This window comes from Exiguobacterium sp. PHA03 (genome assembly GCF_041945985.1).
Classification (GTDB): Bacteria; Bacillota; Bacilli; order Exiguobacteriales; family Exiguobacteriaceae; genus Exiguobacterium_A.
This window is the reverse complement of record NZ_JAUTYQ010000001.1, coordinates 1,889,675-1,912,948: the sequence shown is the minus strand read 5'-3', so window position 1 is coordinate 1,912,948 and position 23,274 is coordinate 1,889,675. Positions and strand designations below refer to the sequence as shown.

Annotated in this window: 18 protein-coding genes and 1 riboswitch; of the genes, 11 read left to right on the top strand and 7 right to left on the bottom strand. The window is 48.7% G+C overall.

Annotation, left to right across the window (positions count from 1 at the left end; all coding sequences use genetic code 11):
• Nucleotides 1–6 precede the first annotated feature (6 nt).
• Genes Q7C19_RS09985 through Q7C19_RS09965 form a run of 5 tightly spaced genes read left to right on the top strand, consistent with a single transcriptional unit; the run spans nt 7 to nt 5,459 of the window.
• On the top strand, nt 7–87 hold the full coding sequence (locus Q7C19_RS09985) for a potassium-transporting ATPase subunit F (RefSeq protein WP_081780413.1): 81 nt from the start codon (nt 7–9) through the stop codon (nt 85–87).
• Nucleotides 88–110: 23 nt separating this feature from the next.
• Nucleotides 111–1,751, top strand: a complete 1,641-nt coding sequence (gene kdpA, locus Q7C19_RS09980) for a potassium-transporting ATPase subunit KdpA (RefSeq protein WP_375092033.1) — start codon at nt 111–113, stop codon at nt 1,749–1,751.
• A 20-nt stretch (nt 1,752–1,771) separates the two neighbouring features.
• Nucleotides 1,772–3,838: a potassium-transporting ATPase subunit KdpB gene (gene kdpB / locus Q7C19_RS09975; RefSeq protein ID WP_375092153.1), complete on the top strand. Its 2,067-nt coding sequence runs from the start codon at nt 1,772–1,774 to the stop codon at nt 3,836–3,838.
• A gap of 14 nt (nt 3,839–3,852) precedes the next feature.
• Nucleotides 3,853–4,374 carry a K(+)-transporting ATPase subunit C gene (gene kdpC / locus Q7C19_RS09970; protein ID WP_290752674.1) on the top strand — a complete coding sequence of 174 codons (522 nt, stop codon included), beginning with the start codon at nt 3,853–3,855 and terminating at the stop codon, nt 4,372–4,374.
• The gene (locus tag Q7C19_RS09965) at nt 4,371–5,459 is read left to right on the top strand and encodes a universal stress protein (protein WP_375092032.1); all 1,089 of its coding nucleotides are present in this window, start codon (nt 4,371–4,373) and stop codon (nt 5,457–5,459) included. The genes kdpC and Q7C19_RS09965 overlap by 4 nt, the downstream gene beginning before the upstream one ends.
• Nucleotides 5,460–5,790: 331 nt before the next feature.
• Here Q7C19_RS09965 and Q7C19_RS09960 read toward each other — a convergent pair whose 3' ends face one another.
• Both Q7C19_RS09960 and Q7C19_RS09955 read right to left on the bottom strand, forming a co-directional pair.
• Complete coding sequence (locus Q7C19_RS09960) at nt 5,791–9,378, bottom strand: SH3 domain-containing protein (protein ID WP_375092031.1); 3,588 nt, start codon at nt 9,376–9,378, stop codon at nt 5,791–5,793.
• Nucleotides 9,379–9,579: 201 nt separating this feature from the next.
• The gene (locus tag Q7C19_RS09955) at nt 9,580–11,610 is read right to left on the bottom strand and encodes a thioredoxin domain-containing protein (RefSeq protein WP_375092030.1); all 2,031 of its coding nucleotides are present in this window, start codon (nt 11,608–11,610) and stop codon (nt 9,580–9,582) included.
• Nucleotides 11,611–12,210: 600 nt separating this feature from the next.
• Between Q7C19_RS09955 and Q7C19_RS09950 the strand changes: the two genes are divergently transcribed.
• Together Q7C19_RS09950 and Q7C19_RS09945 are read left to right on the top strand one after the other, a co-directional pair.
• Nucleotides 12,211–12,390 carry a DUF2188 domain-containing protein gene (locus Q7C19_RS09950; RefSeq protein ID WP_035410333.1) on the top strand — a complete coding sequence of 60 codons (180 nt, stop codon included), beginning with the start codon at nt 12,211–12,213 and terminating at the stop codon, nt 12,388–12,390.
• Nucleotides 12,391–12,519: 129 nt separating this feature from the next.
• The gene (locus tag Q7C19_RS09945) at nt 12,520–15,270 is read left to right on the top strand and encodes an FN3 associated domain-containing protein (protein ID WP_375092029.1); all 2,751 of its coding nucleotides are present in this window, start codon (nt 12,520–12,522) and stop codon (nt 15,268–15,270) included.
• A gap of 17 nt (nt 15,271–15,287) precedes the next feature.
• Here the strand turns inward: Q7C19_RS09945 and Q7C19_RS09940 are convergent, their stop codons facing one another.
• Complete coding sequence (locus tag Q7C19_RS09940; protein ID WP_035410328.1) at nt 15,288–15,644, bottom strand: hypothetical protein; 357 nt, start codon at nt 15,642–15,644, stop codon at nt 15,288–15,290.
• On the opposite strand from Q7C19_RS09940, the gene Q7C19_RS09935 reads away from it, so the two are divergent.
• The 3 genes from Q7C19_RS09935 to Q7C19_RS09925 all read left to right on the top strand — a co-directional run bounded on the left by Q7C19_RS09935 (nt 15,625) and on the right by Q7C19_RS09925 (nt 17,459).
• A complete protein-coding gene (locus Q7C19_RS09935) occupies nt 15,625–15,906 on the top strand; it encodes a hypothetical protein (RefSeq protein WP_035410324.1) in 282 nt (93 codons plus the stop codon). The genes Q7C19_RS09940 and Q7C19_RS09935 overlap by 20 nt on opposite strands.
• A gap of 88 nt (nt 15,907–15,994) precedes the next feature.
• Nucleotides 15,995–16,873: a CAP domain-containing protein gene (locus Q7C19_RS09930; RefSeq protein ID WP_290752658.1), complete on the top strand. Its 879-nt coding sequence runs from the start codon at nt 15,995–15,997 to the stop codon at nt 16,871–16,873.
• An 88-nt stretch (nt 16,874–16,961) separates the two neighbouring features.
• Entirely contained in the window at nt 16,962–17,459 is a 498-nt protein-coding gene (locus Q7C19_RS09925; protein WP_056063206.1) for a GNAT family N-acetyltransferase, read from the top strand.
• A 60-nt stretch (nt 17,460–17,519) separates the two neighbouring features.
• On the opposite strand, the gene Q7C19_RS09920 is transcribed toward Q7C19_RS09925, so the two are convergent.
• From Q7C19_RS09920 to Q7C19_RS09905, 4 genes are all read right to left on the bottom strand, one after another.
• Nucleotides 17,520–18,335 carry a MetQ/NlpA family ABC transporter substrate-binding protein gene (locus tag Q7C19_RS09920; protein ID WP_056063203.1) on the bottom strand — a complete coding sequence of 272 codons (816 nt, stop codon included), beginning with the start codon at nt 18,333–18,335 and terminating at the stop codon, nt 17,520–17,522.
• A 27-nt stretch (nt 18,336–18,362) separates the two neighbouring features.
• Complete coding sequence (locus Q7C19_RS09915) at nt 18,363–19,028, bottom strand: methionine ABC transporter permease (protein ID WP_035410311.1); 666 nt, start codon at nt 19,026–19,028, stop codon at nt 18,363–18,365.
• Nucleotides 19,018–20,031, bottom strand: a complete 1,014-nt coding sequence (locus tag Q7C19_RS09910) for a methionine ABC transporter ATP-binding protein (protein ID WP_035410309.1) — start codon at nt 20,029–20,031, stop codon at nt 19,018–19,020. Before Q7C19_RS09910 ends, Q7C19_RS09915 begins: the two co-directional genes overlap by 11 nt.
• 85 nt (nt 20,032–20,116) lie before the next feature.
• Nucleotides 20,117–20,221, bottom strand: a riboswitch (SAM riboswitch).
• A gap of 62 nt (nt 20,222–20,283) precedes the next feature.
• Nucleotides 20,284–21,471 carry an aminotransferase class I/II-fold pyridoxal phosphate-dependent enzyme gene (locus Q7C19_RS09905; RefSeq protein WP_290785714.1) on the bottom strand — a complete coding sequence of 396 codons (1,188 nt, stop codon included), beginning with the start codon at nt 21,469–21,471 and terminating at the stop codon, nt 20,284–20,286.
• A gap of 148 nt (nt 21,472–21,619) precedes the next feature.
• Between Q7C19_RS09905 and Q7C19_RS09900 the strand changes: the two genes are divergently transcribed.
• Nucleotides 21,620–23,230, top strand: coding sequence for an alpha-glucosidase (locus Q7C19_RS09900; protein WP_035410303.1), 1,611 nt, complete (start codon nt 21,620–21,622; stop codon nt 23,228–23,230).
• Nucleotides 23,231–23,274 lie beyond the last annotated feature (44 nt).

Sequence of the window (23,274 nt, the reverse complement as noted above, 5' to 3'; positions counted from 1 at the left end):
CCGGAAATGACGTGGTTTTTACTAGCAATGGGATGTCTCGTCTTTTTGTATCTCGGTTATTGTCTGATCTATCCAGAAAAATTCTAATCGCATAGGGAGAAAAGAAAAACATGTGGACTCAATTCCTGATCCAATTTTGGATCCTACTCGTCATTGCACTTTGTGCAGCGGTCTTGCTCGGTCGCTACATCGGGATGTACTTTGCACCAATCGCAGATCGTCGGGTCGATACAATCGGTAAGGTCGAACGACGCCTTCTATCGTTACTCGGTGTCGATGAAAAGAAACAAGATCAATCGTGGGTCGGCTATTCAAAAAGTCTATTAGTCGTCAATCTACTGTTTTTCATCGGTGGGTATTTGTTGCTTCGCTTTCAAGGAAGTCTACCGCTCAATCCGAACGGCGCCGCTAATCTTGACTGGTCGACAGCGCTCCATACGACGATCAGCTTCATGACGAACACCGATCAACAACACTATTCGGGTGAAGCTTTATCGTATCTCTCACAAACGTTCGTCCTCGGAACGATGTTATTCGTTGCACCGACGATGGCATTCACGGTCTGTATCGCTGTCATCCGTGGTCTTGCGAATAAACCGCTCGGTAACTTCTACGCCGACTTCGTTCGCTTCATCTTCCGCATCCTGCTTCCGATTTCATTGTTCTTCGGGATGTTGATGATTTTACTCGGCGTACCACAGACGTTTAGTGGCGCAATCAGCGTCACGACGCTTGAAGGGGCGAAGCAGTTGATTTACCGTGGACCGGTCGCAGCGTTTGAGGTCATCAAACAGCTTGGTAACAACGGCGGTGGTTTCTTCGGAGCAAACGGAGCACATCCGTTTGAGAACCCGAATCAGTTCGTCAACTTCATCCAGATGTTCTTAATGTTATTGATTCCGATGTCACTTCCTGTCGCGTATGGAAAAATCATCGGTTCTGCGAAACAAGGACGTCTTTTCCTTGGCGTCATGACGATTTTGTTCGTCATGATGACATTCGGCATGGCAGGTAGCTTATTTGCGAACCCGACCGCGCACGGTCAGGAATTACGCTTCGGTCAAGTCGGTACAGCGCTCTACAGCTCGATTACGACAGCAGCCGAGACGGGTGCCGTCAACGCGATGCATGACTCGCTTCATCCGCTTGCTGGTTTGATTCAGCTCGGCAACATGATGCTGAACGTCGTGTACGGCGGTGCCGGCGCTGGATTCTTGAATGTCTTGCTTTATGCTTTCGTTGCAGTCTTCCTGACAGGTCTCTTGATCGGTCGGACACCAACGTTCCTTGGTAAGAAAATCGAGACGTTCGAAGTGAAGATGATCGCTATCGCACTTCTCGTGCCACCATTCTTGATTCTCGTCGGAACGGCAATCTCCATGTACGTTGCACCAGGCGTCGCTGGCATCTCGAATCCAGGCTATCACGGGCTATCACAAGTCTTGTACGAATTCACGTCGGCGACAGCCAATAATGGTTCTGGATTTGAAGGGCTCGGGGACGCGAATGTCTACTGGAACGTCTCGACATCGTTTGCGTTATTTTTCGGACGTTACATCCCATTGATTTTAATGCTTGCGATCGTTGGTTCGCTGAAGGCGAAGCCATCCGTGCCGCAAGATGAGTTTTCATTCAAAACAGACACACCACTCTTCGGAACAGTCTTCCTCGGTACGGTCGTACTCGTCGGTGCATTGACATTCTTGCCAGTGCTCGTACTTGGACCGGTCGCGGACTGGCTGACGATGTGAACAGGAGATAAAAGCATATGATGGAACGTATCATGCATCCGACGTCCGACGAACACCAACCGAATGGGCAGCCGGAACACCAATCCAAATCAGCAATCAACGGCTCGATTGTCCGCCAGGCGACAATTGATGCCTTAAAAAAAATGAATCCCGTCAACATGATCAAACAACCAATCATGTTCGTCGTCTGGATCGGTTGTTTGCTCGCAATCGGCTATACGATCTTCATTGATGAGATGCGTGGTTTTAACTTGACGGTCAGCATCATACTCTTCTTGACGGTCTTGTTCGCGAACTTCGCAGAATCGATCGCCGAAGGACGCGGGAAAGCACAAGCAGACTCGCTAAAAGCGTCGAAAGCGGACGTCATGGCACGTAAACGTGTCGGACAATTGATTGAGAGTGTCTCGTCCGCGACACTCCGGAAAGGCGACATCGTCTTCGTCCGGGCCGGTGAATATGTACCAGGTGACGGTGAGATCATCAAAGGTCTTGCTTCGATTGATGAATCGGCGATCACAGGGGAATCGGCACCAGTCATCAAGGAAGCGGGCGGTGATTTCTCATCGGTCATCGGTGGAACACTCGTCGTTAGTGATGAGATTGAAATCCGGATCACGAGTAATCCAGGGGAATCGTTCCTCGATCAGATGATCGCGCTCGTCGAAGGCGCAAGCCGTCAAAAGACACCGAACGAGCTCGCTTTATCAACACTATTGACGAGCTTGACATTGATTTTCTTACTCGTCGTCATGACGTTACCAGTCTTTACGAACTATCTTGGATTCAATCTTTCTGGTCCAATCTTGATCGCTTTGCTCGTCTGTTTGATTCCGACGACGATCGGTGGCTTGCTGTCCGCGATCGGCATCGCCGGGATGGACCGTGTCACCCGTTTTAACGTCATCGCGATGAGCGGGAAGGCGGTCGAAGCAGCAGGGGATATCCAAACGATCATCTTAGATAAAACGGGAACGATCACGTTCGGGAACCGGATGGCGTCGGAAATCACGCCTGTCGGTGGACGCTCTTCCGAGCAAGCATTCGAAGGGGCGATCATCGCTTCGTTAGCCGATGAGACACCAGAAGGACGATCCGTCTTAGAACTCGCAGAACTACGAGACATGCCAGTCGAGCGCCAGTGGTTAGATGGCGCAGAAATCATTCCGTTTCGCGCGGAAACACGGATGTCAGGTCTTGATTTGACGGATGGTCGCCGGGTGCGTAAAGGAGCGGGACAAGCGATCCAAGAATGGGTGACAGAACAAGGTGGAACGATTCCGAATGATTTGCAAGAAACGATCGATTCCGTCTCACGCTTAGGTGGAACCCCACTTGTCGTTGCGATGGATGCGACGATTCTTGGAGTCATTTACTTGAAAGACACCGTCAAACCAGGAATGCGGGAACGGTTTGATCGGTTGCGTGAGATGGGGATCAAAACGATCATGTGTACCGGCGACAACCCGTTGACGGCAGCAACGATCGCTCGCGAAGCAGGCGTTGATGACTTCGTCGCCGAATGTAAACCGGAAGATAAAATTCGTGTCATTCAGCAAGAACAAGCAGCTGGTCACCTCGTCGCCATGACAGGGGACGGTACGAATGATGCACCAGCACTCGCTCAAGCGGACGTAGGTCTAGCGATGAACAGTGGGACACAAGCTGCGAAAGAAGCAGCGAACATGATTGATCTTGATTCGAACCCAACGAAGATCATCGAAGTCGTCGAAATCGGAAAGCAGCTCTTGATGACACGGGGAGCGTTGACGACGTTCTCGATTGCAAACGATGTCGCGAAATATTTTGCGATCATCCCGGCGATGTTCATGGTCGCGATTCCGCAGATGGAAGTACTCAACATCATGCGACTCGATTCCCCGACGACAGCAATTTTGTCGGCTCTAATCTTCAACGCGATCATCATCCCGATGCTGATCCCGCTCGCGATGAAAGGTGTCTCGTATAAACCGATGACAGCCGATCAATTGCTCGGACGTAACTTACTCATCTACGGTCTTGGCGGTGTCATCGTACCGTTCATTGGGATTAAAATCATCGATGTCTTGCTTGCAAGCATCCTTTAAGGAGAAAACGAATCATGAAACAAGCCATTCGTGTGACGATCTTCATCACAGCATTATGCGGGATCGTCTTTCCCGCCTTGTTGACGCTGTTCGGTCAGATTCTTGTACCGGATAAAGCAGCCGGTTCACTCGTACAGGAAAACGGAAAATTCATTGGATCGGAATTGATTGCCCAACCGTTCACGTCGAAACAGTATTTTCACGGACGCCCATCAGCGGTCGATCAATTAGCGGGATCATCTGCTGGGGATAACTTGGCAGCATCGAACCCGGAGCTTGGTACGAAGATAGCGGCATTGCAGAAACAGAATCGAGAGGACGGCGCTTCGCTTCCGGACGATGCCCTCGTGACATCCGGTTCTGGTTTCGATCCGCATATCTCAGTCGCTTATGCTTTGGATCAAGCGAAGCGTATCGCAACCGCACGCGACCTATCGCATGACGAGGTACGCAAGCTAATCACGAAAGAAGCCGGGACGCATGATTACGTCAATGTCCTCCTTTTGAACCTAGCACTTGATCGGAGCAAATCATGACACGGGGAAAGCTGAAGCTTTATATCGGCTCAGCTCCCGGTGTCGGAAAAACGTATAAGATGCTTGCTGATGCACGAACCTTGACGCTTGAAGGCAAGGATGTCGTCATCGGTCTGATCGAGACGCACGGTCGAAAAGAGACGGCGGAGATGGTCGGCCAGCTCGAACAAGTCCCGTTCCTTGAAGTCGTCTATAAAGAGAAAGTGTTTCCTGAGGTGAACGTGGACGCGATCATTGCCCGTCACCCGGATATTGTCCTGATCGATGAACTGGCGCATACGAATGCTCCCGGATCAGAACGGAAAAAACGCTATCAAGATGTCGCGGCACTCCTTGACGCCGGGATCAACGTTTACTCGGCCGTCAACATCCAGCACTTCGAAAGCTTACTCTTTAAAGTCAAAGAAGTGACAGGTGTCGAGGTCCGGGAGCGAATCCCGGATCCATTTCTCGGAGAGGCCGATGAAATCTTACTCGTCGACGTGACGCCGCAAACGTTACGGGAGAGACTCGAGCAAGGGAAAATCTACAAGAAAGAAAAGATTGAACAGAGTCTGAATTCGTTCTTCTCGCTTCAGAATCTCGCGAGCTTACGGGAGTTATCGTTACGACAAGTCGCGGACGAAGTCGACGATCAAGTCTATCAATCACGTTTGTTGATTGAAAAAGACCCAGCGACGTTACAGGAACGGATTCTCGTCTGCATCCAGCTTAATGATAACGCGAGAAAGTTGATCTATCGCGGATTTCGCATGGCAAGTCGATTAAAGGCGGAACTGTATGTTCTGACGATTTTACCGGCAGCGGAAAATCAATTGAATGCGAAACAGAAGGAAGTGCTTGCGATGGTGCGGGAGAGTGGTGCCTTGTTCGGAACAGAAGTGCTGATCCGGATTCAAGGCGAACGTTCGATTGCTCAAGCGATTACCGCCGCTGCCAAACATCATCGCATCACGCAAATCGTCCTCGGTCAATCCGCGCGGACCCGCTGGCAGGAAATCCGACGCGGATCGATCATCAATGAAATCATGCGTCATGTCCGCGGAATCGATATCCAAATCGTCGCCGATGACATGGAACGCTAGGGGAGCCCTTCCGCGTAAATGCAGGGGTTTTCTTCGCAACATCATCAGTCTATCGTTTCATAAGACGAACGAGTCAGTTGGTCATCCTCCCTTTCCGCAGGCGGGAGGTAAGCTGCGACATCCTCGCATTTCATGCGGTCTACCGGGTCTTACCTATCCCTGTCGAAAGCGTCGAGCGCGCTTTCTTTTCCTGCAGGAGTTGAGGATGATCCTGCTCGTTCGCTACTAATGAAAAAGGAAAGACCGTTCCGGTGGGATCACCAGAACGGTCTTTCCTTTTTTTGATGTTGAAACACATTCATTGATTTAAAGACGTTGGTTCATCGTCTCCTTAACGAGCGAAGACTGGAATATCAAAGACAGCTGTGTAGCTATCCATCTGTTGATAGAGTGAATAGATCCGAGACGTTTGCTTAACGGCCCATCCCATGTCTGTTGCGTATTGATGGCTACCAGGACGCATCGGACTCCAACGCATCTTGTAGAGCGTGTTTTGTCCGTATTCATTATGGATGTACTTCGTGCTGATGAATTCAGCACCACCGACGATTGCCGCTTCTGGTGTAAACCAGCCCATTTTATAGGCATAAGCAGCGCCGGTGTTGATCGCATCATAATCATACGCACCGATTCCATACATGTTATAGACTTTACGTCCATTCCATGTCACACCCATTGCGAGTGTCGATTGTCCATTGCCTGTCTCAAGTAAAGCGTGTGAGATCAAGTAAGCTTCGTTGACGCTGTATTTTTGACCGGCATCGATAAAGGCTTGACCACAACTACCGTTGCTGCACTTATTGAAGATGCCTTTACCTTCGGTAACTTTGGCCAACATTCCATCGAGTGTCGCAGCCGATGCTCCTGTCGTTTTCGAGAGATCGAGGAACTGATAGAAGGCAGAAGAGTTGCGGTCGACTTTCAGTGGATCGGCAACATCACGGACGTCCGTTTCCAGTGCATTCAACCATTGGATCGTTGAGTAACCACTTGTCGCACTCGTGTAGACACGTGGCTTTGTCGTATAGAAGCCACTGACTGATTGATAGACGCGAATCATTCGACCAGGTTGGAACTGACCGTAGACGTGACTCGCCGTCGAAGCACCAGAGCGGATGTTAAGTGGTGTCGTCGCTGTGACAGTCGCAATTGTTCCATTGACTGGATCAAGTGCGCCGCCGAGACGGACGTAACCCGTACTGACATACATCAATTTATCTTTATAGATATCCGTTTGTGGTGGTGGGTTCAGTTTCATCTGGGCGCTGATGAAGGTATCGAACGTATACGGTGTCGCGACAGAGTTATAGACGTTTAATTTCGAAGAAGTCGTCACGAACGCCCCCTTATACGCGTACCCACTTTTTCCATCATAAGAAATCTTATACCAATCACCGATTTGACCGGAGACAGTAACGACGAGGTTTTTCGGAATCGTCTTGATGACATTATAGGAGCTACCAACGTAAGACCGTAAGGCAGCGTCTGATGTTGCCCGTACATACATTTTGTCCTTTGATTCATATTTGATCGATGACGTATTTTGTCCGGTACGGATATAACCCGTTTTCCCGTCGATCGTTACTTTATGCCACGACGTGTTCGTGTACGACGTGATCAAAGCAGAAGTGTAATAGACATTTCCGAACGCGAGTGTCGTGACATTCGATGCTTGATCGTCCGGTGCTTGTTTGACGACGAGCGATTCATTCGCCAAGAAGCGTGCACCTGTGATCTTTTTCGTTTCGGTATACGGTGTCAGTGTTGATTTTAAGACATAGCCATTTTTCCCAGCGTAGCTGATCTTTAACCACTGATCGAGACTGCCTGTTACTTGAACGACGGCTGCTTTTGGTAGCTTCGTCACTGTCGCATAGGCTGAACCGGCATCCGACTGGAGTGTCGTATCCGTCGTTGCTTGATAGCGGTGGTTATTAACGCTCTCATAGGTGACCGGTGAACCTTGATTGATTTGAACGTAGCCGGTCTTCCCATCGACTGTCAGGCGATGCCATTGCTCGGAATGACCATTCGTGACGACTTGATTCGTCGTGTAGACGTCTCCAGAAGAAAGGCGAACGACGGTTTCTGCTGTCGCATGGTGCGATGCTTTCACTTCGACGGTACGTTCAAGGCGATAATAAGAAGAAGGAATCGATTGCGTCATGACTTTTTCCTTGGCGTAACGTGAAGCGATATAACCCGTCTTCCCGCTGTACGTCACACGATACCAGTCATCGATCATTCCAGTGACAGTAATGCTTGTACCAGAAGGAATCGTTTTAACGGTCGCGTAAGTGTTTCCGGCATACGAGCGAAGTGGAGTCGAAGCCGTCGTCTGCATGACGATCCTGTCCGATTGGTACTGCACACTCTTGCCTTGGTTGACAGGAATGTAGCCCGTCTTTCCATCCTTACTGACACGATGCCATTGCTGTCCGTTTGACGTGACGAGCTGTGTCGTGTAATAGATGTCACCGCTCTGCAGTGTTGCAAGTGTCGATGCTTGTGCGTCGGGTGAAGATTTGATGGAAACCGTGTTTTCCAGTTCGAAGCGGGCGCCTGAAATCGTTTGTTTCGTCGCAAGTGTCGTAAACGTGTTTGATGCGGCATATCCCGTTTTACCGTTATAACTGACACGGTACCAATTCCCGATCCGTCCAGAAATTTTGATGACGGTATTGCTCGGAATCGTTTGTACTGTTGCATACGATGGACCAGCATACGAACGAATCGCCGTCGATGCCGTCGTTTTTAAAGAGAGGTTTGATTCAGTTTCGTATGCAATCGCTGTCCCTTGATTGGCTGGTACGAATCCGATTTTACCTTCCTTCGATACTTGATGCCATGTTTCGCCGAGCGGATTCGTCACACGTGTTTTCGTATAATAGACGTTTCCGGCACTCAGTGTCGCAAGTGCTTCTCCATTCGCAGCAGGTGTCGTTTTGATGACGAGTGGTGATGTCAACAAGAAGCGTGAAGACGGAAGCTTTGTTTTTTCTGTGTATTCTGCCAACGTAGCGGATAAGACATACCCTGTCTTTCCGGCATATGTGACTTGATGATAGATTGCCGTCTTAGCATTCGAGGTGACGACCGTACCTTTTGGTAGACTCGCTAGACTTTGTTTTGCCTCGGCTTGACTGTAAAGTGGTGTCACACTTTTTGTCTGATACCGTGTTTGTGGAATTAATGTCACATTTTGCTTTTCAGAAGAGGCGAACGCATCTTGATGCATGTAGCCTGTCTTCCCATCGTACTGGATACTGACCCATTTTTCGATCCGACCGACGACTTTGACGTCTTTTCCAGATGGAATGGTCTGAACTTTGGGATAACCTGTTCCAGCGTACTGACGCAAGATGTAAGCATCGATCGTTTTTAACATCGTGTTCGTCACCTTTTTATACGCGACCGCTTTTGCGCCAGCTGCGACATAGCCTGTCTTGCCGTCATATTTGACGCGGTACCATGTCTCGCCATATGGATTCGTCACACGTTGTGACGTGTAGTACACATCCTCTTCGTTCAACGTGCCGATCGTCGTTGCAGTATCCACTGCTGTCTTTTTGATCGGTGTCTTTTTGAGGACGAGGTAGCGCTGTCCTGAAACGGTTTGTTTCTTTTCATACAGCGTGAGGTATTTCGACGCGACATATCCCGTTTTTCCAGCATATGTGACCCTTCTGAACGAGCCAGAAGCATACGTAGATGAAACGACAGTTCCGGTCTTGATCGTCAACAAGCGTTTCCGAGAAGATGCCGTCTTATCGTACAGATAACTATCGGTAGACAGACGGTAGGTCGTCGCTTTCGTCGTTGCTGCTTCAGCCATCGGAAGAGATGTCAAAACGATGCTAAAAACGATGAGAAAGCTTGCGAACACCTTCAAGGTCTTCGAGAATGATGTCGTGTTCAAAGTATCTTTCCTCCTAGTAGATATTCGTCCGGATGGACGGAATCGGCTTCTAGGATGTCTAAGTCTAAGTTGTAAAATCTATTGCCTATCCTTACTATCGACAATATCGGATTTTTATGAACAAAAGATTGAATAATTTTGAAAAAAGGGGTCTGGTTTTTTGAAAAACCCTCCTGTTTTTTTAAACAAGAGGGGATATGGTTAGATATGGAGACGTGCGAGGATTTCCGTTAAACGCGTCGTCGGACGTTCGCAGGAAAAATCATGACAGAGATAAGCCGTTGGTGCGTCTGGTTCTGGATACTCCGCAAGCAGTGGGACGTGCGGAAGAAGGTCGCGCTTCGTACCGATCAACAAAGCAACTTCCGGTAAGCGTAACTGTTGCAGTTGCTTGATTTCGAGCGGGATGTCTACTTCTTCCGGAAGCAAGATAATCAATTCCTTCGGTTCCATCTGCCGGTAGGTGAAGGTACTGACAAGTGAGGCGAATCCAGTCGGTTGTTGCTCGACTTCCTCTATTAAAGTTGCGAGAGCCCGTTCAGCACTCTCTTGGTAAACGAGACGACCAGTAAGACGACTGAGCGTGAAAAGGGCGTTCAAGGCAATGCTATTTCCGGCAGGTGTGACGCCATCATACAGATCGAGTGGACGAACAAGTAGTTTGTCGGAGCGTGACGACGTCAGATAAAAATAACCATCTGCTGTCTGGAACTGGTCCTGCAGCACATCTGCGAAAGCTAAAGCTTCCTTTAGATGGAGAGCGTGGTGTGTAGACTGGAATAGTTCAAGATGTGCATCAATCATGTACGCATAGTCATCGAGGAAACCGTGACCGGTCGCTTGTCCATCGCGGTAATGGACAGCAAGGTGCTGTTCGGTACGAACGAATCGTTCGAGGGACGTCATTGCACGCGTTGCGACATGCGTATAATGCGGTTCGCCAAACACACGACCGGCTTTAGCGAACGTCGAGATCATCATCGCATTCCACGATGTCAACCGTTTATCATCACGGAATGGACGCATGCGTTCATTTCGCGCACGAAGAAGAATTTGGCGCTCGTGTTCGAGTTGCGACGCTGTTTCAGCAAGCGATAAGTGAATGGAACGCGCGAATGCCTCGAGTGTTCGTCCTGTCCGGTAAAAGACGTTCCGTCCCTCAAAGTTTCCCGATGCTGAAGCATGATAGAAGCGGGGGAACAGCGCGTTTGGCCCGAGTAAGTCGGTGAGCTCACGCTCCGTGAACGTATAAAAATGTCCTTCGCCCCCTTCGCTATCTGCATCCAGTGCAGCATAAAAGGTGCCGTCCGGTGCGGTCAATTCCTGTTCTACAAACGTCAGCACTTCTTCTGCGTAGCGACGGAAGCGAGTTTGACCCGATGCTTGATACGTTTCGATGCATAGGGTCGCAAACCAGGCATTGTCATAGAGCATCTTCTCGAAATGAGGAATTTCCCACTTGGCATCGACCGTGTAGCGGAAAAGACCGTAGCCGACTTGATCCATCATCCCGCCGTCACGCATCGCGATCAGCGATCGCATGACCATATGAAGTGCCGTCTCGTCTTCCGCTAACTGATAATAATCGAGCAAGAAACGGAGCAGGGCAGGCGACGGGAACTTCGGTGCCTCTCCGAATCCGCCATGTTGACGATCAAATTGTCGCATCGCTTGATCGAAAGTGTCATGAATGATCGATTCATCCCAAGTACGGGTAGACGTCGCAGGCTGCAATACGTCGCGAAGCGTCTGCGACATATTCTGACCGACTTGTGCGATTTTCTCCGGTGAACGGCGGAATTGTTCGCTGAGCTGGAGTGTCACTTGACGAAAACTCGGACGATTGAACTGAGGCGTTTTTGGAAAATACGTGCCGATATAAAATGGCTGTTGATCCGCTGTCATGAAGACGCTCAGCGGCCAGCCGCCTTGTCCGTTCATGACTTGAGCAGCCGTCATGTACAAATGATCGATGTCGGGACGTTCTTCTCGGTCGACTTTGATCGAGATATAGCGTTCATTTAAGAGTCGTGCCGTTTCTTCATCTTCGAAACTTTCGTGTGCCAGCACATGGCACCAGTGGCACGTCGAATACCCGATTGATAAAAAGATTGGCTTACCAGTCTCACGCGCGGCAGTGAAGGCATCCTCACCCCAGGGGTACCAATCGACAGGGTGGTGGGCATGTTGCAATAGATAGGGACTCGTTTCATGGATAAGTCGATTCGACATGATGGATTTCCCTCGTTTCTTCTATAGTAATGAGTCCTCTTCACGATACTCGGCTTTTGTAGCAGGTGCAACTCTGATTCCAAGACGAGGAAAAACGATTTTCCAAAAGAAAGATTGACTTTATAAAAGAAAGTATGATAAATTAATATAAGTCATGAATCGGGGATGATCACTCATGTGAGAATCTTCAATCCATATCATACAATTAAATCGACAGGTCAGGATTTTTAGACCGCTACTGACAAATGAGTCAGACATAAGTCATCGCTTTTATTTTGTCCTTCTTCATACTACGGGAAGAAGTCGACCCAGCAAGATAAACCTTCCAATCGATACTTTTCCGCTCATTCCCGAGCTATTTCTAAAAATCCCAGTATCATGCGTCCGTTGCAGACGCATCACGATTCTCGCTAAAATGCTTGATTCAGCTGGCGCGGCCAAGGAGCCGTAACAACGAAAGAGAGGTAGGGCTTTCGTCGTTTCAGGTGTTTTGATCACCTGTAATCCTCGATTCTCATGACAACTAAAAACAACGACACGCTGATGAGGCGTTTTTTTTATGCCTTTTTTCGGGTAAAGCGGAAAGAAGGGGGTGACGACATGCCATGGAATGAGAACAACTATCCGGATTCATTCAAGAACTTTGATCCACCGCTTCGAAAAAAAGCGATTGAGATCGCGAACGCTTTGTTAGAAGAAGGGTATGAAGAGGGACGCGCTATTCCGATTGCGACATCACAAGCTGAAAAATGGTACGAAAGTCACAAAGACGAACAATAAAATATTGTAAGCGATACCATTTCTTTCATTTACGAAGGATGGTATCTTTTTTTACGAAAAATATACACTCTTTTGAATATAATCTGATATTATAAAGAAGTGTCAGAAAATTCAATAGGGGGTCACATCATGAAATACGGCAGTACGTTTGGAAAGTGGGCATTGGCCGGAGTATTGACTGCAGGAATCCTTCCACAAGCGGGTCTTGTCGGGGCAGAAGGCGAAGGCGTCATCTTGTCTGAATACATAGAAGGAACAAGTAACAACAAGGCAATCGAGCTATACAATGGATCGGGGCAAATCATTGATTTAGCAGACTATACACTCGTTCAATACACGAACGGTGGACCATCTGAGTCCAAAATCACATTATCGGGGAAAGTAGATCCAGGTAAAACATTCGTTATCGCGAATTCAAGTGCGAATGCAGACATCAAAGCAAAAGCGCAAATGACGACGGGTTCGTTGAACTTCAACGGAAATGATCCGGTTGCATTAAAAAAGGGCGACGTTGTCCTTGATATCATCGGACCGATCGGTTCATCCGTTGATTTCGCAAAAGACACGACACTTGTTCGGAAATCAGGTGTTACATCAGGTGTTAAGACGTATGAACCATCACAGTGGACGAGCTTTCCTGTCGATACACTGACGAATCTCGGTAGCCATCAGACGGAAGCCGGCGATATTCTCGTTGCACCAACGACTACTCCAGTCGGTGAGGTCGAGCGTGGGGATCAAGTGACACTGTCAGGTGAAGGAACGATCCATTATACAGTTGATGGTACGACACCGACTGTTGACAGTCCGGTTTACACATCACCGATTACGATCAATGACGAAGTGACGATTCAAGCAGTTGCTGTCAAGGACGGGAAAACGTCAGCTGTCTCGACATTCAAGTACTACATCGCACCACCAATCACTAAAATCAGCAGTATCCAAGGCGTCGCGCACACATCACCATACGCAGATCAACTCGTCCGGACGACGGGTGTCGTCACGTATGTCGTTGATGCGAACAACTTCTACATGCAGGATCCAAATCCGGATAACGACAGCCGGACATCAGAAGGTATTCTCGTCTACGCGAAAAACCACGGTGCTGCCGTTGGACAAAAGGTCGCGACGACAGGTTACGTCAAGGAATGGATCCTTGGCGGATACAGCGATAAATTCGATACGGATCTAGCCGTTACGGAAATCAGTACGGTCAATCTCGTAAAGGGTGCGCTCAACGAAGGGTTACCAGCGAGCATCGTCCTTGGTGATAAAGGCGTCTTGATTCCGACTCAAGTCGTCGATAACGATTCTTTCGCTCAGTTTGACCCGGAAGAAGATGCGATCGATTTATATGAAAGCTTAGAAGGCATGCGTGTTGCTTTACCGAACGCGATCGTCACAGGACCACAAGCGAACCGGACGATCCCAGTTCGTACACAAACAGACGCAAACAAGGTCTACACGAAACGTGGCACACCGATTCTGACGAAGGACAACGTCAATCCGGAGCGCTTGTTCGTGGAGATGGGAAGTTCATCGTATCGTGCGAAAGCCGGAGACACATTCGATGGAACGATTGAGGGTGTCATGAGCTACAACTATTCGGCTTACAAAGTACTCGCAAAAGCAGCAGACCTTCCGAAACTCGTTACGAGCGAAGCGGAACGTCAACCGACGAACATCGAAACGGGTGAATCACGCCTGACTGTCGCTTCATACAACGTCGAGAACTTTGCTTCGACAGCGGATGCTGGAAAAGTTGATCGTGTCTCGGAAGGCATCGCGACATTCCTGAAGACACCAGACATCGTTGGTTTGACAGAGATGCAGGATAACGACGGCGCAACGGATAGCGGCACAGTCGACGCTTCGAAATCATTTGAGACATTAATCGCAGCGATCGAAGCAAAAACAGGTGTCCGGTATGCGTATACGGACATCGCACCAGAAGATAAAAAGGACGGCGGGCAACCAGGCGGAAACATCCGTGTCGGGTTCCTCTACAATCCAGCGCGTGTATCACTCGCACCAGGAGAAAAAGGTGGAGCGACGGAAGCCGTGGCAGTTGAAAATGGCAAGCTGACGAAAAACCCGGGTCGCATTCAGCCGACGGATCCGAACTTCGCGAGTTCGCGGAAACCGCTCGTCGCGGAATTCCTCTTCAATGGTGATTCATATCATGTCATCGTCAACCACTTCAACTCAAAAGGTGGCGATGGAGCTGACTTCGGGAAAAACCAACCGGTCGTTCGTAAGAGTGAAGTCCAGCGTCATGCGATTGCGAACATCGTCCAAAACTTCGTTTCTGAATTGAAGACGGAAGTCAAAGATTCGAATGTCGTCGTTCTTGGTGACCTCAACGACTTCCAGTTCTCAGAAACGTTAGACATCCTGAAAGGGAAAAATCTCTGGAACACAGTCGATGATCTTCCGAAATCTGAGCGTTACTCGTACGTCTACAACGGAAATGCGCAAGTACTCGACCATATCTTAATTTCGAATAACTTGAAGTCGTATACATCATCGGATATCGTCAACATCAACTCGGATTACATGGAAGCAGACGGTAGCGCGAGTGACCACGATCCAGCGATCATCTCGATTCAAGGTGCACAAACGGCAGTACCGGTCAAAGGAACGGCAGAAGTCGGTATCTGGCGTGCTGTTCAAAAAGGAAAACACATCTTCATTGAACGTAAATTGGGTCGCAACTGGGATAAAGCCAGTGAAACACACGCCGATCAACAAGGCGAATTGCTCGCACTTCGCGTGTCACAAGGGCGTCCATACATTCAAGTGAAGACAATCAAAGGCAAAACGATCTGGCTTGAATTGTCGAACAAATACAAACTAGCTGAAACAACGAAATACCAATAAAATCAAAAAAAGCGGACTTAGCGGTCCGCTTTTTTGCGTGCTGGGATAAAGAGTAAAAGAAGTGAGAGTGTACTGATCGAGAGTGTGGAAATTAAGGCAACGGGTAACGGGATGGCACGGAACATATACGTGAAGTGAATGATGATCAATAATAGAATGATAGCGAGACCAGGAATGAATTGTTTTGAGAGCAACATACCGGAACCTGGAACGAGTATTTCAAATCCAAGTCGTTGATTGAGACGAACATCTTCGTGGGCATTGGCTAAGCTAAAGGATACAGTCAAGGCGACAAGGATCATCCAGCCGGAGAATAAGTATTGTTGAATGGGTAAAAAGGCAATGGATTCATAAATGAAATACAGTAAAACCATAGGTCAGCTCCTTCATATCATTATGTTATTTGGAAAAGCATTGAAAGTTTGGCTTACGAATTTTAATGATACCGAGTCAAGATTCGGAGAGCAACCAAAATTCGCTGAGAATGAAATAAAAGAATGTTCACACATTTTAAGAAAAGGGGAATATACTTTAGTCTCTGTACTAAATGTTTTCAAGAATCGTTTAAAAGAAAGCATTTCACTAAAGGAAGAGCGTTCTCATGAAATGTGTCAGGTTTGTGGACAGAAGATGTGATTTAGACAAATGAGAGTCAATGACTGTTCGGGGGAAACAATTTCTTTTAAAATAAAGGTAATGAGATTAAAGGAGGCGAAACGACGACATGAAAAAATGGTTGATCATCGGAGTAGCAGCGGTAGCCTTTTTCGGCTACGAAAACATTCCAATGGAACAGGCAGAAGCCGATTACCCGAAAAGTGGCGGCAAGCTGATTGATCGATATAGCAGTGAGTATCCCGGATATGACTGGGAAGTCAGACGGACTTCAACGGAAGAATTCGTCGCCTTAACGAAGGATGGTAAGGACTACGGAAAATATCGTTTCAAAAACGGTGTGACGACACAAGGTGCAGTATTGAATAAGGATACGGAATCCTCTTTGAAGAAAAAGGGTTGGACTGCAGTGAAATCCTATCGTAAAGGCAACACAAACTACATGCTGAATCTGGACCATGCCGCCGTTTATGAGAAGAAAGGCAACTATGTGACGTACTTCTTCGATCAACATGACGGCAATAAAGTCAAAGCGACACTTGCGATTCCAAAAGACGTCGAAGCGAAGAAAAAAGGCTTCTACGGTACATCGTCAAATGCGCTACGGACGACGGATGAGAAACTGATGCTTCGCTTGATGAACTGGGAACGCGCTGATTATAAGTTGAATCCGTTAGCACCGTACACAGCATTGAAGCCGGTCACCCGTGGTCACAGCGAAAACATGGCGAAACATAATTTCTTCTCGCATACAGATCCACAAGGTCGTGATCCGTTCGACCGGATGAAACGCGGAGGAATCACGTTCAGCTATGCTGGTGAAAACCTCTCGATGGGGTATCCGAACGTCTTTGCCGCGCATTGGGGTCTAATGAATTCACAAGGACACCGAGAAAATATTTTGAAAAAAGAGTACAAGCAAGCCGATGTCGGTGTGGCATTCCGAGACAACGCACCGTACTTCACGATTAATTTCCGAACACCTTAAGTATGTAAAAAAGAGGATGACATTTCACGATGTCGTTCTCTTTTTCATGAGATTGTTTGTTTTAAACTAAAGGCAGGAGGTGGGGCGATTGGAAATCCGTCGATTGAATCCAGAAGATGCAGTACTCTATAAAGCATTGCGATTAGAAGCATTACAGAATCACCCGGAAGCGTTCGGCTCCGATTATGAAGCGGAAAAAGATCGACCGGTCGACCAGTATGCTACGCGATTTCAGAGCGAACAGGCAGCGACGTTCGGTGCCTTTCATGAAGCGCAACTCGTTGGGGTCGTCACCGTTGTCTGCTCCGAGCTGGACAAGATGCGACATCGAGCCAATTTATTTGCGATGTACGTCACTCCAAGCATCAGAAAACAGCAGGTCGGACAGCAATTGGTACAAGAGGCATTACGGGCATTAGAGGAACGTCCTTGGATCGAGCAGGTTCATCTCTCGGTCGTTCGGACGAATGAAGCCGCTAAAGCCTTGTATCGGTCGCTTGGCTTCGAATCGTACGCGATTGAACCGCGGGCGTTGAAAATCGATGGTACCTATCATGATGAAGAACTCATGTGGTATCGGTTCTAACACAAAACGACCGAAATTCAATGAGAGATGATCTCTTTTGAATTCCGGTCGTTTTTAAAATCAGTTTGCCCAATTTGGTTTGCTGAAACCTTTGAATGATTTTTCGATGACTGTGTTGAATGCATCGGATTCGACAGCTGTCTTCAGGTCTTTTGCGACTTGTGAGTCTGCATCTTTCGTTTGGACAGCAATGAGGTTCCGGTATTGCTCGTCCATCGTCTCAAGTGCTAACGCATCGAGTAAATCGAATTTCGCAGCAAGCGCGAAGTTCCCTGGAACTGCTGAGACATCAACGCTTTCGATGGCACGTGGCAGTTGCGCTGCTTCAAGCGGCTTGATGACGAGTTTCTTCGGATTTTTGACGATATCTTTCTCTGAGACGGTCAGTGGATCGACATCTGGCTTCAGTTCGATCCAGCCTTGTTCTGCCAAGAGGTTCAGCGCGCGTGCCTGGTTCGTTGGATCGTTCGGTGTCGCGACTTCAGCGCCTGTCTTGACGTCGTCAAGTGTCTTCGCCGTTTTACTATACAGTCCCATCGGTGCCGTCGGGACAGTGATGAGCCCTTTAAGGTCGAGCTTCTTTTCTTTAGAGAACGTCTTCAGGTAAATCGAGTGTTGGAATAAGTTAGCATCGATATTGCCACTACCGAGTGCGATGTTTGGTTGGATATAATCGCTGAATTCGACGATTTCGACTTTATAGCCTTTCTTTTCGAGTTGCGGTTGAATCGCTTGTTTGACCATGTCGCTATAAGGACCGCTTGTCGCCCCAATCTTGATCGTCTTGTCTTTTTCATCAGCGCTGCTGTCTCCGCATCCTGCGAGGATTCCTGCACCGAGTAAGGCTGTCGCTAAAAAGGCATATCGTTTTTTCATGATTCAACTCTCCCTTTATATGTATGATTAGCGCTTGTCTGTTTTTCGCGCTAGTTGATTGCCGAGTGCTTGAATGCTCTGGACGATGACGATGAGGACGACGATCGTCACGATCATGATGAGATTATCATAGCGATAATAGCCGAAGCGGATCGCGAGGTCACCGACACCTCCGCCGCCGACGATCCCAGCCATCGCCGAGAAGCCGATCAAACTGATCGTCGTTAGCGTGATGCCCTGAATGATGCCAGGGAGTGCTTCTGGTAAAAGGATACTGACGATGATCCGTAATGGTTTCGCTCCGCACGCTTCCGCTGCTTCGATCAAACCAGGTGGAATCTCACGCAGTGATGTTTCGACGAGTCGTGCGAGAAACGGAATCGCTGCGACACTGAGGCTGACGGATGCTGCTGTCGGACCAATCGTATTATCAAGCAAGAATTTCGTTAATGGAATGAGGGCAACAAGCAAGATGATGAACGGCAAGGACCGGACGATGTTGACGACGAAGTCAAGGACACGTCGGATGGCAATGTTTTGAAAGAATAAACCGCGGTCGGTGACGAACAGGAGAATCCCGAGTGGAATCCCGACGACCAATGCGAAGGCAAGCGAAATGCCAACCATCCACGCCGTCTCACCAAGTGCCTTCAACAACTCGGGTAACATCGTTTGTATACGATCAAGCCACATCCTGAATCACCTCGAGTGTATGAAGTTCCGCCGCAAGCCAGTCGAGGGCAGGTGCGATTTGATCGGAGGATCCCGTCAAGCTGACGATTAAGACACCAAAAGCGACGTCTTGGATGTAATCGACTTTTCCGTGCAGGATGCTGACCGAGATATCGTATCGACGGATGGCTTCCGATAACGTACTTTCACCGGTCTTCTCGCCCGTGAACTGCAGGCGGATGATCTTTCCCGGTGTCGCTTGCAAGATGCGTTCCGGTAGCTCGATCTGGAGTGCCGTGTCGACGTAATGTTGTGTCACCGGATGTTTGGCTTGACTGAACAAATCGTATGTAGAGGCGACTTCGACGACTTCCCCTTGCGACATGACCGCGACACGATGGCAAATCTGTTTGACGACATCGATCTCATGCGTGATGAGGACAATCGTCAATCCGAGTCGTTCATTCAAATCTTTCAACAAATCTAAAATCTGCAGCGTCGTGACCGGATCAAGGGCAGAGGTCGCTTCGTCACATAACAAGACGGTTGGATCATTCGCGAGTGCCCGGGCAATCCCAACGCGCTGTTTTTGTCCGCCGCTCAACTGACTCGGGAAGTTCGTTTCGAATCCTTCGAGTCCGACGAGTGAGACGAGTTCACGGATCCGTTCTGGAAAATCTGCTCGTTTGACGCCGGCAGCCTTCAGTGCGAAAGCAATGTTATCTGCGACATTACGCGACTGGATCAATTGGAAATGCTGAAAGATCATTCCTGTCCGCAAACGAAGTTGACGCAAATCTGCTTTTGACATCCCACCGAGCGAGACACCGTCGACCTTGACCGTTCCTTGTGTCGGATGCTCGAGACCGTTGATCAGACGAAGTAACGTACTCTTACCGGCACCGGATTCGCCGATGATCCCAAAGATTTCTCCTTTTTGAATCGTCAAATCGACATCCCGTAATGCGAAAATCGGGGTCCGGTCTCGGACGAACCGTTTCGTAATCTGTTTGAATTCAATCATTTGCTCATCTCCTTGTACAAAAAAAAGTCGCTTTTTCCTAGTAGCAGAGCAACCAGAAAAAAGCGACGAAAGTGTAAGATTTCGTAACTTATCTCTCAGAATGAATCCATTCTGTAGGATGTGGCACCGTTCCTGATAGGTGGTTGCCGGACGTCGTTGGGCCTAATCCCTCGGTCGCTCTCGATAAGTAGTTATGCTGTTGGGATTTACTTTAACGGAAATGATTCCCATCTGTCAAATGTTTTTTCAGAATTATTCCGCAACAGGTGTCCGGAACAGGTTGAGCGTTCCGATTCGGTCGACGGCCTCCTCTAGCCGTTCGACGTCAGCAATTAAGCTGATCCGCACGTATCCTTCGCCGTATTCACCAAAGAATGATCCAGGGGTCACGGCGACGTGTGCTTCGTCAAGCAGATGATCCGTGAAGCTTTGGGACGTGTATCCTTCCGGCACGGGGAGCCAGACGAAGAAGGAACCGCCCGGTCGTGGTCCACTCCAGCCGATTGCATCGAGTTTCGTAAACAATGCATCGCGTCGTGTTTCATATAAGCTACTTAACTCACGGACACATGTTTGGTCACTCGTCAGGGCAACGGTCGCTGCATGTTGGATCGGTGTGAAGGCACTGACGTAGAGATGTTCCTGATACGTCTCGATGCTTGAGATGACGGACGGATTTCCGATCGCGAAAGCGATTCGGAAGCCAGACATGTTGAAGCGTTTCGAGAGTGAGAACAACTCGATTCCGACATCTTTCGCCCCTTCCGTCTGCAAGAAGCTTCGTGTGGGACCATCAAAGCTGATGCCACCGTAGGCTAAATCATGGACGACACAAATATCATGGGCATCCGCGAAGGCAACTGTCTGTTCGAAGGCTTCTGCTGTCGCTGTCGCACCTGTCGGATTACTCGGGTAATTGAGGAACAACATCCGGGCGCGCTCGACATCTGTCGTATCAAGTAAATCGTAATCCGGCAGGAAGTTATTTTTCTCAAGCAATGGAAGCGTAATCGGGTAAGCACCAGCAAGTGCTGCTCCAGACAGGTAATCCGGGTACCCCGGATCCGGGACGATGACACCTTCTCCAGGATTGACGATCGTTTGTGGTAAGGCGACGATTCCGGCTTTACTACCGAGAAGAATTGCGACCTCGGTTGCCGGATCGATCGTGACGCCGAATTCGTTCGCATAAAAGCTCGCGACGGCTTGCTTTAAAAAATCATGTCCACGAAATGGTGGATATTGAAGGTTTGTTGGCTCATCGATCGCCTGTTTCAAGGCGTCGAGAATATGTACGGGCGTCGTTTGATCGGGTGTTCCTTGACCAAGGGTGATGACATCATGTCCGGCAGCTTTCACAGCACCGATTCGGTTCGCAAGTTCAGCGAAAACGGGAGCAGGAAGCCGATCGATGGCGATAGATGGAGCGAAATGTTTCATGGATGTGTGCCTCCTTCGTAGTATTGTCGTCAAGGATAACGAATATTCAGTCAAAAGAAAAGAACTTTTTTGAAATTCAAAAAAATCGTCCAATAAACAGGTACAGATATGTGGAGCGGGAATAGAGAGTAGGGAGAGGAGTGAGGAGATGAAGCGAGCTAGCTGGAAAGAAGCAGTCGTCTATCAAGTCTATTGGCGCAGTTTTAAGGATTCGAATGGGGACGGCATCGGTGATTTGCGAGGTGTCATCGACAAGCTAGATTACATCGCATCGCTTGGTGTCGATATCGTCTGGTTAAATCCATGTTACCGTTCTCCAGACATCGATAATGGCTATGATATTGCCGATTATTACACGATCATGGACAAGGCGGGGACGATGGGCGATCTACAAGAGTTGATCACAGCGGCTCACGCACGCGGCTTAAAGATAATTCTTGATTTGGTCGTCAATCATACGAGTGACCAGCATGACTGGTTCCGTCAGTCGCGGGACCGAATCCACGACAAGGATGATTGGTACATCTGGAAAGATGGAACGAAAGAGACTCCCCCGAACAATTGGCGGTCGTACTTTGCGCCGAGCCCGTGGACGTGGAGTGAAGAGCGCGAACAATATTATTTCCATTCTTTTGCGAAAGAGCAACCGGACTTAAACTGGGAACAACCGGCTGTCCGGCAAGCGATCTACGACATGATGAACTGGTGGATCGCTCAAGGGATTGACGGTTTCCGGATGGACGTCATCAACTTGATCAAAAAACGTTCGCTTGAGGATGTCGTCAATCCGTTTAATCTATCGTATCTCGGGAATCAACCAGGTGTGCACGACTTCCTTCAGGAAATGCATGCGAACGTCCTTGCCGGGAAAGACTTGTTCACGGTCGGTGAGATTCCGTTCGTTGGTCCGGAAGACGGTCTGTTATATGTCAGTGAAGAACGTGAAGAACTTCGGACGCTGTTTCACTTCGAAATCGCGGACGACATGGAGGCGATGGATCTTTTACGTTTCAAGGAAATTCAGAAACGATGGTATGACGTCTTGTATCCGTTAGGCGTCAATTCACAGTTTCTCAACAACCACGATCATACGCGACAAGTGACCCGCTTCGGCAGTGAACGATACCGAGTCGAGAGTGCGAAACTACTCGGTTTGATGTTGCATACATTACCTGGCATTCCATACGTGTATCAAGGAGAAGAGATTGGGATGACGGGGATTCGCTTCTCGGATCCGTCGCTCTATCAAGACGTCGCCTTTCGCAATCGATATGAAGAGCGCGTCGCTGGCGGCGAGGATCCGGAGGTCGTACTCTCGTCAATGCAGTTACTCGCACGCGATAACTCCCGCACGCCGATGCAGTGGGACGGTACGTACGCGGCAGGCTTTACGAGTGGGAAACCGTGGTTAGCGGTCAATCCGAATTACACGGACATCAACGTCGCGCAAGCAGAAGCCGATCCATCATCCGTACTTGCCTTCTACCGAGCATTGATTCAGATGCGAAAGGATCATCCAATCATGGTCTATGGTACGTATCGCGACTTAGCTCTTCATGATCCGTATCTCTACATCTATGAGCGGGAACTAGAGGGAGAAGTGTGGCGGATCGTTCTCAACGTGCATGACGAACCGATGCAAACTGCCTTCGTTTTATCACAAGATAAGTTGCTTGTGTCGAACTATCCAGATATCTCGGATGAACTACGTCCTTATGAAGCACGTGTATATCGATATACTGTTACAGAACAGAATTGAACTGCTGGACGAAAAAACATCCGCGACGTGTCAGGAACGCGTCG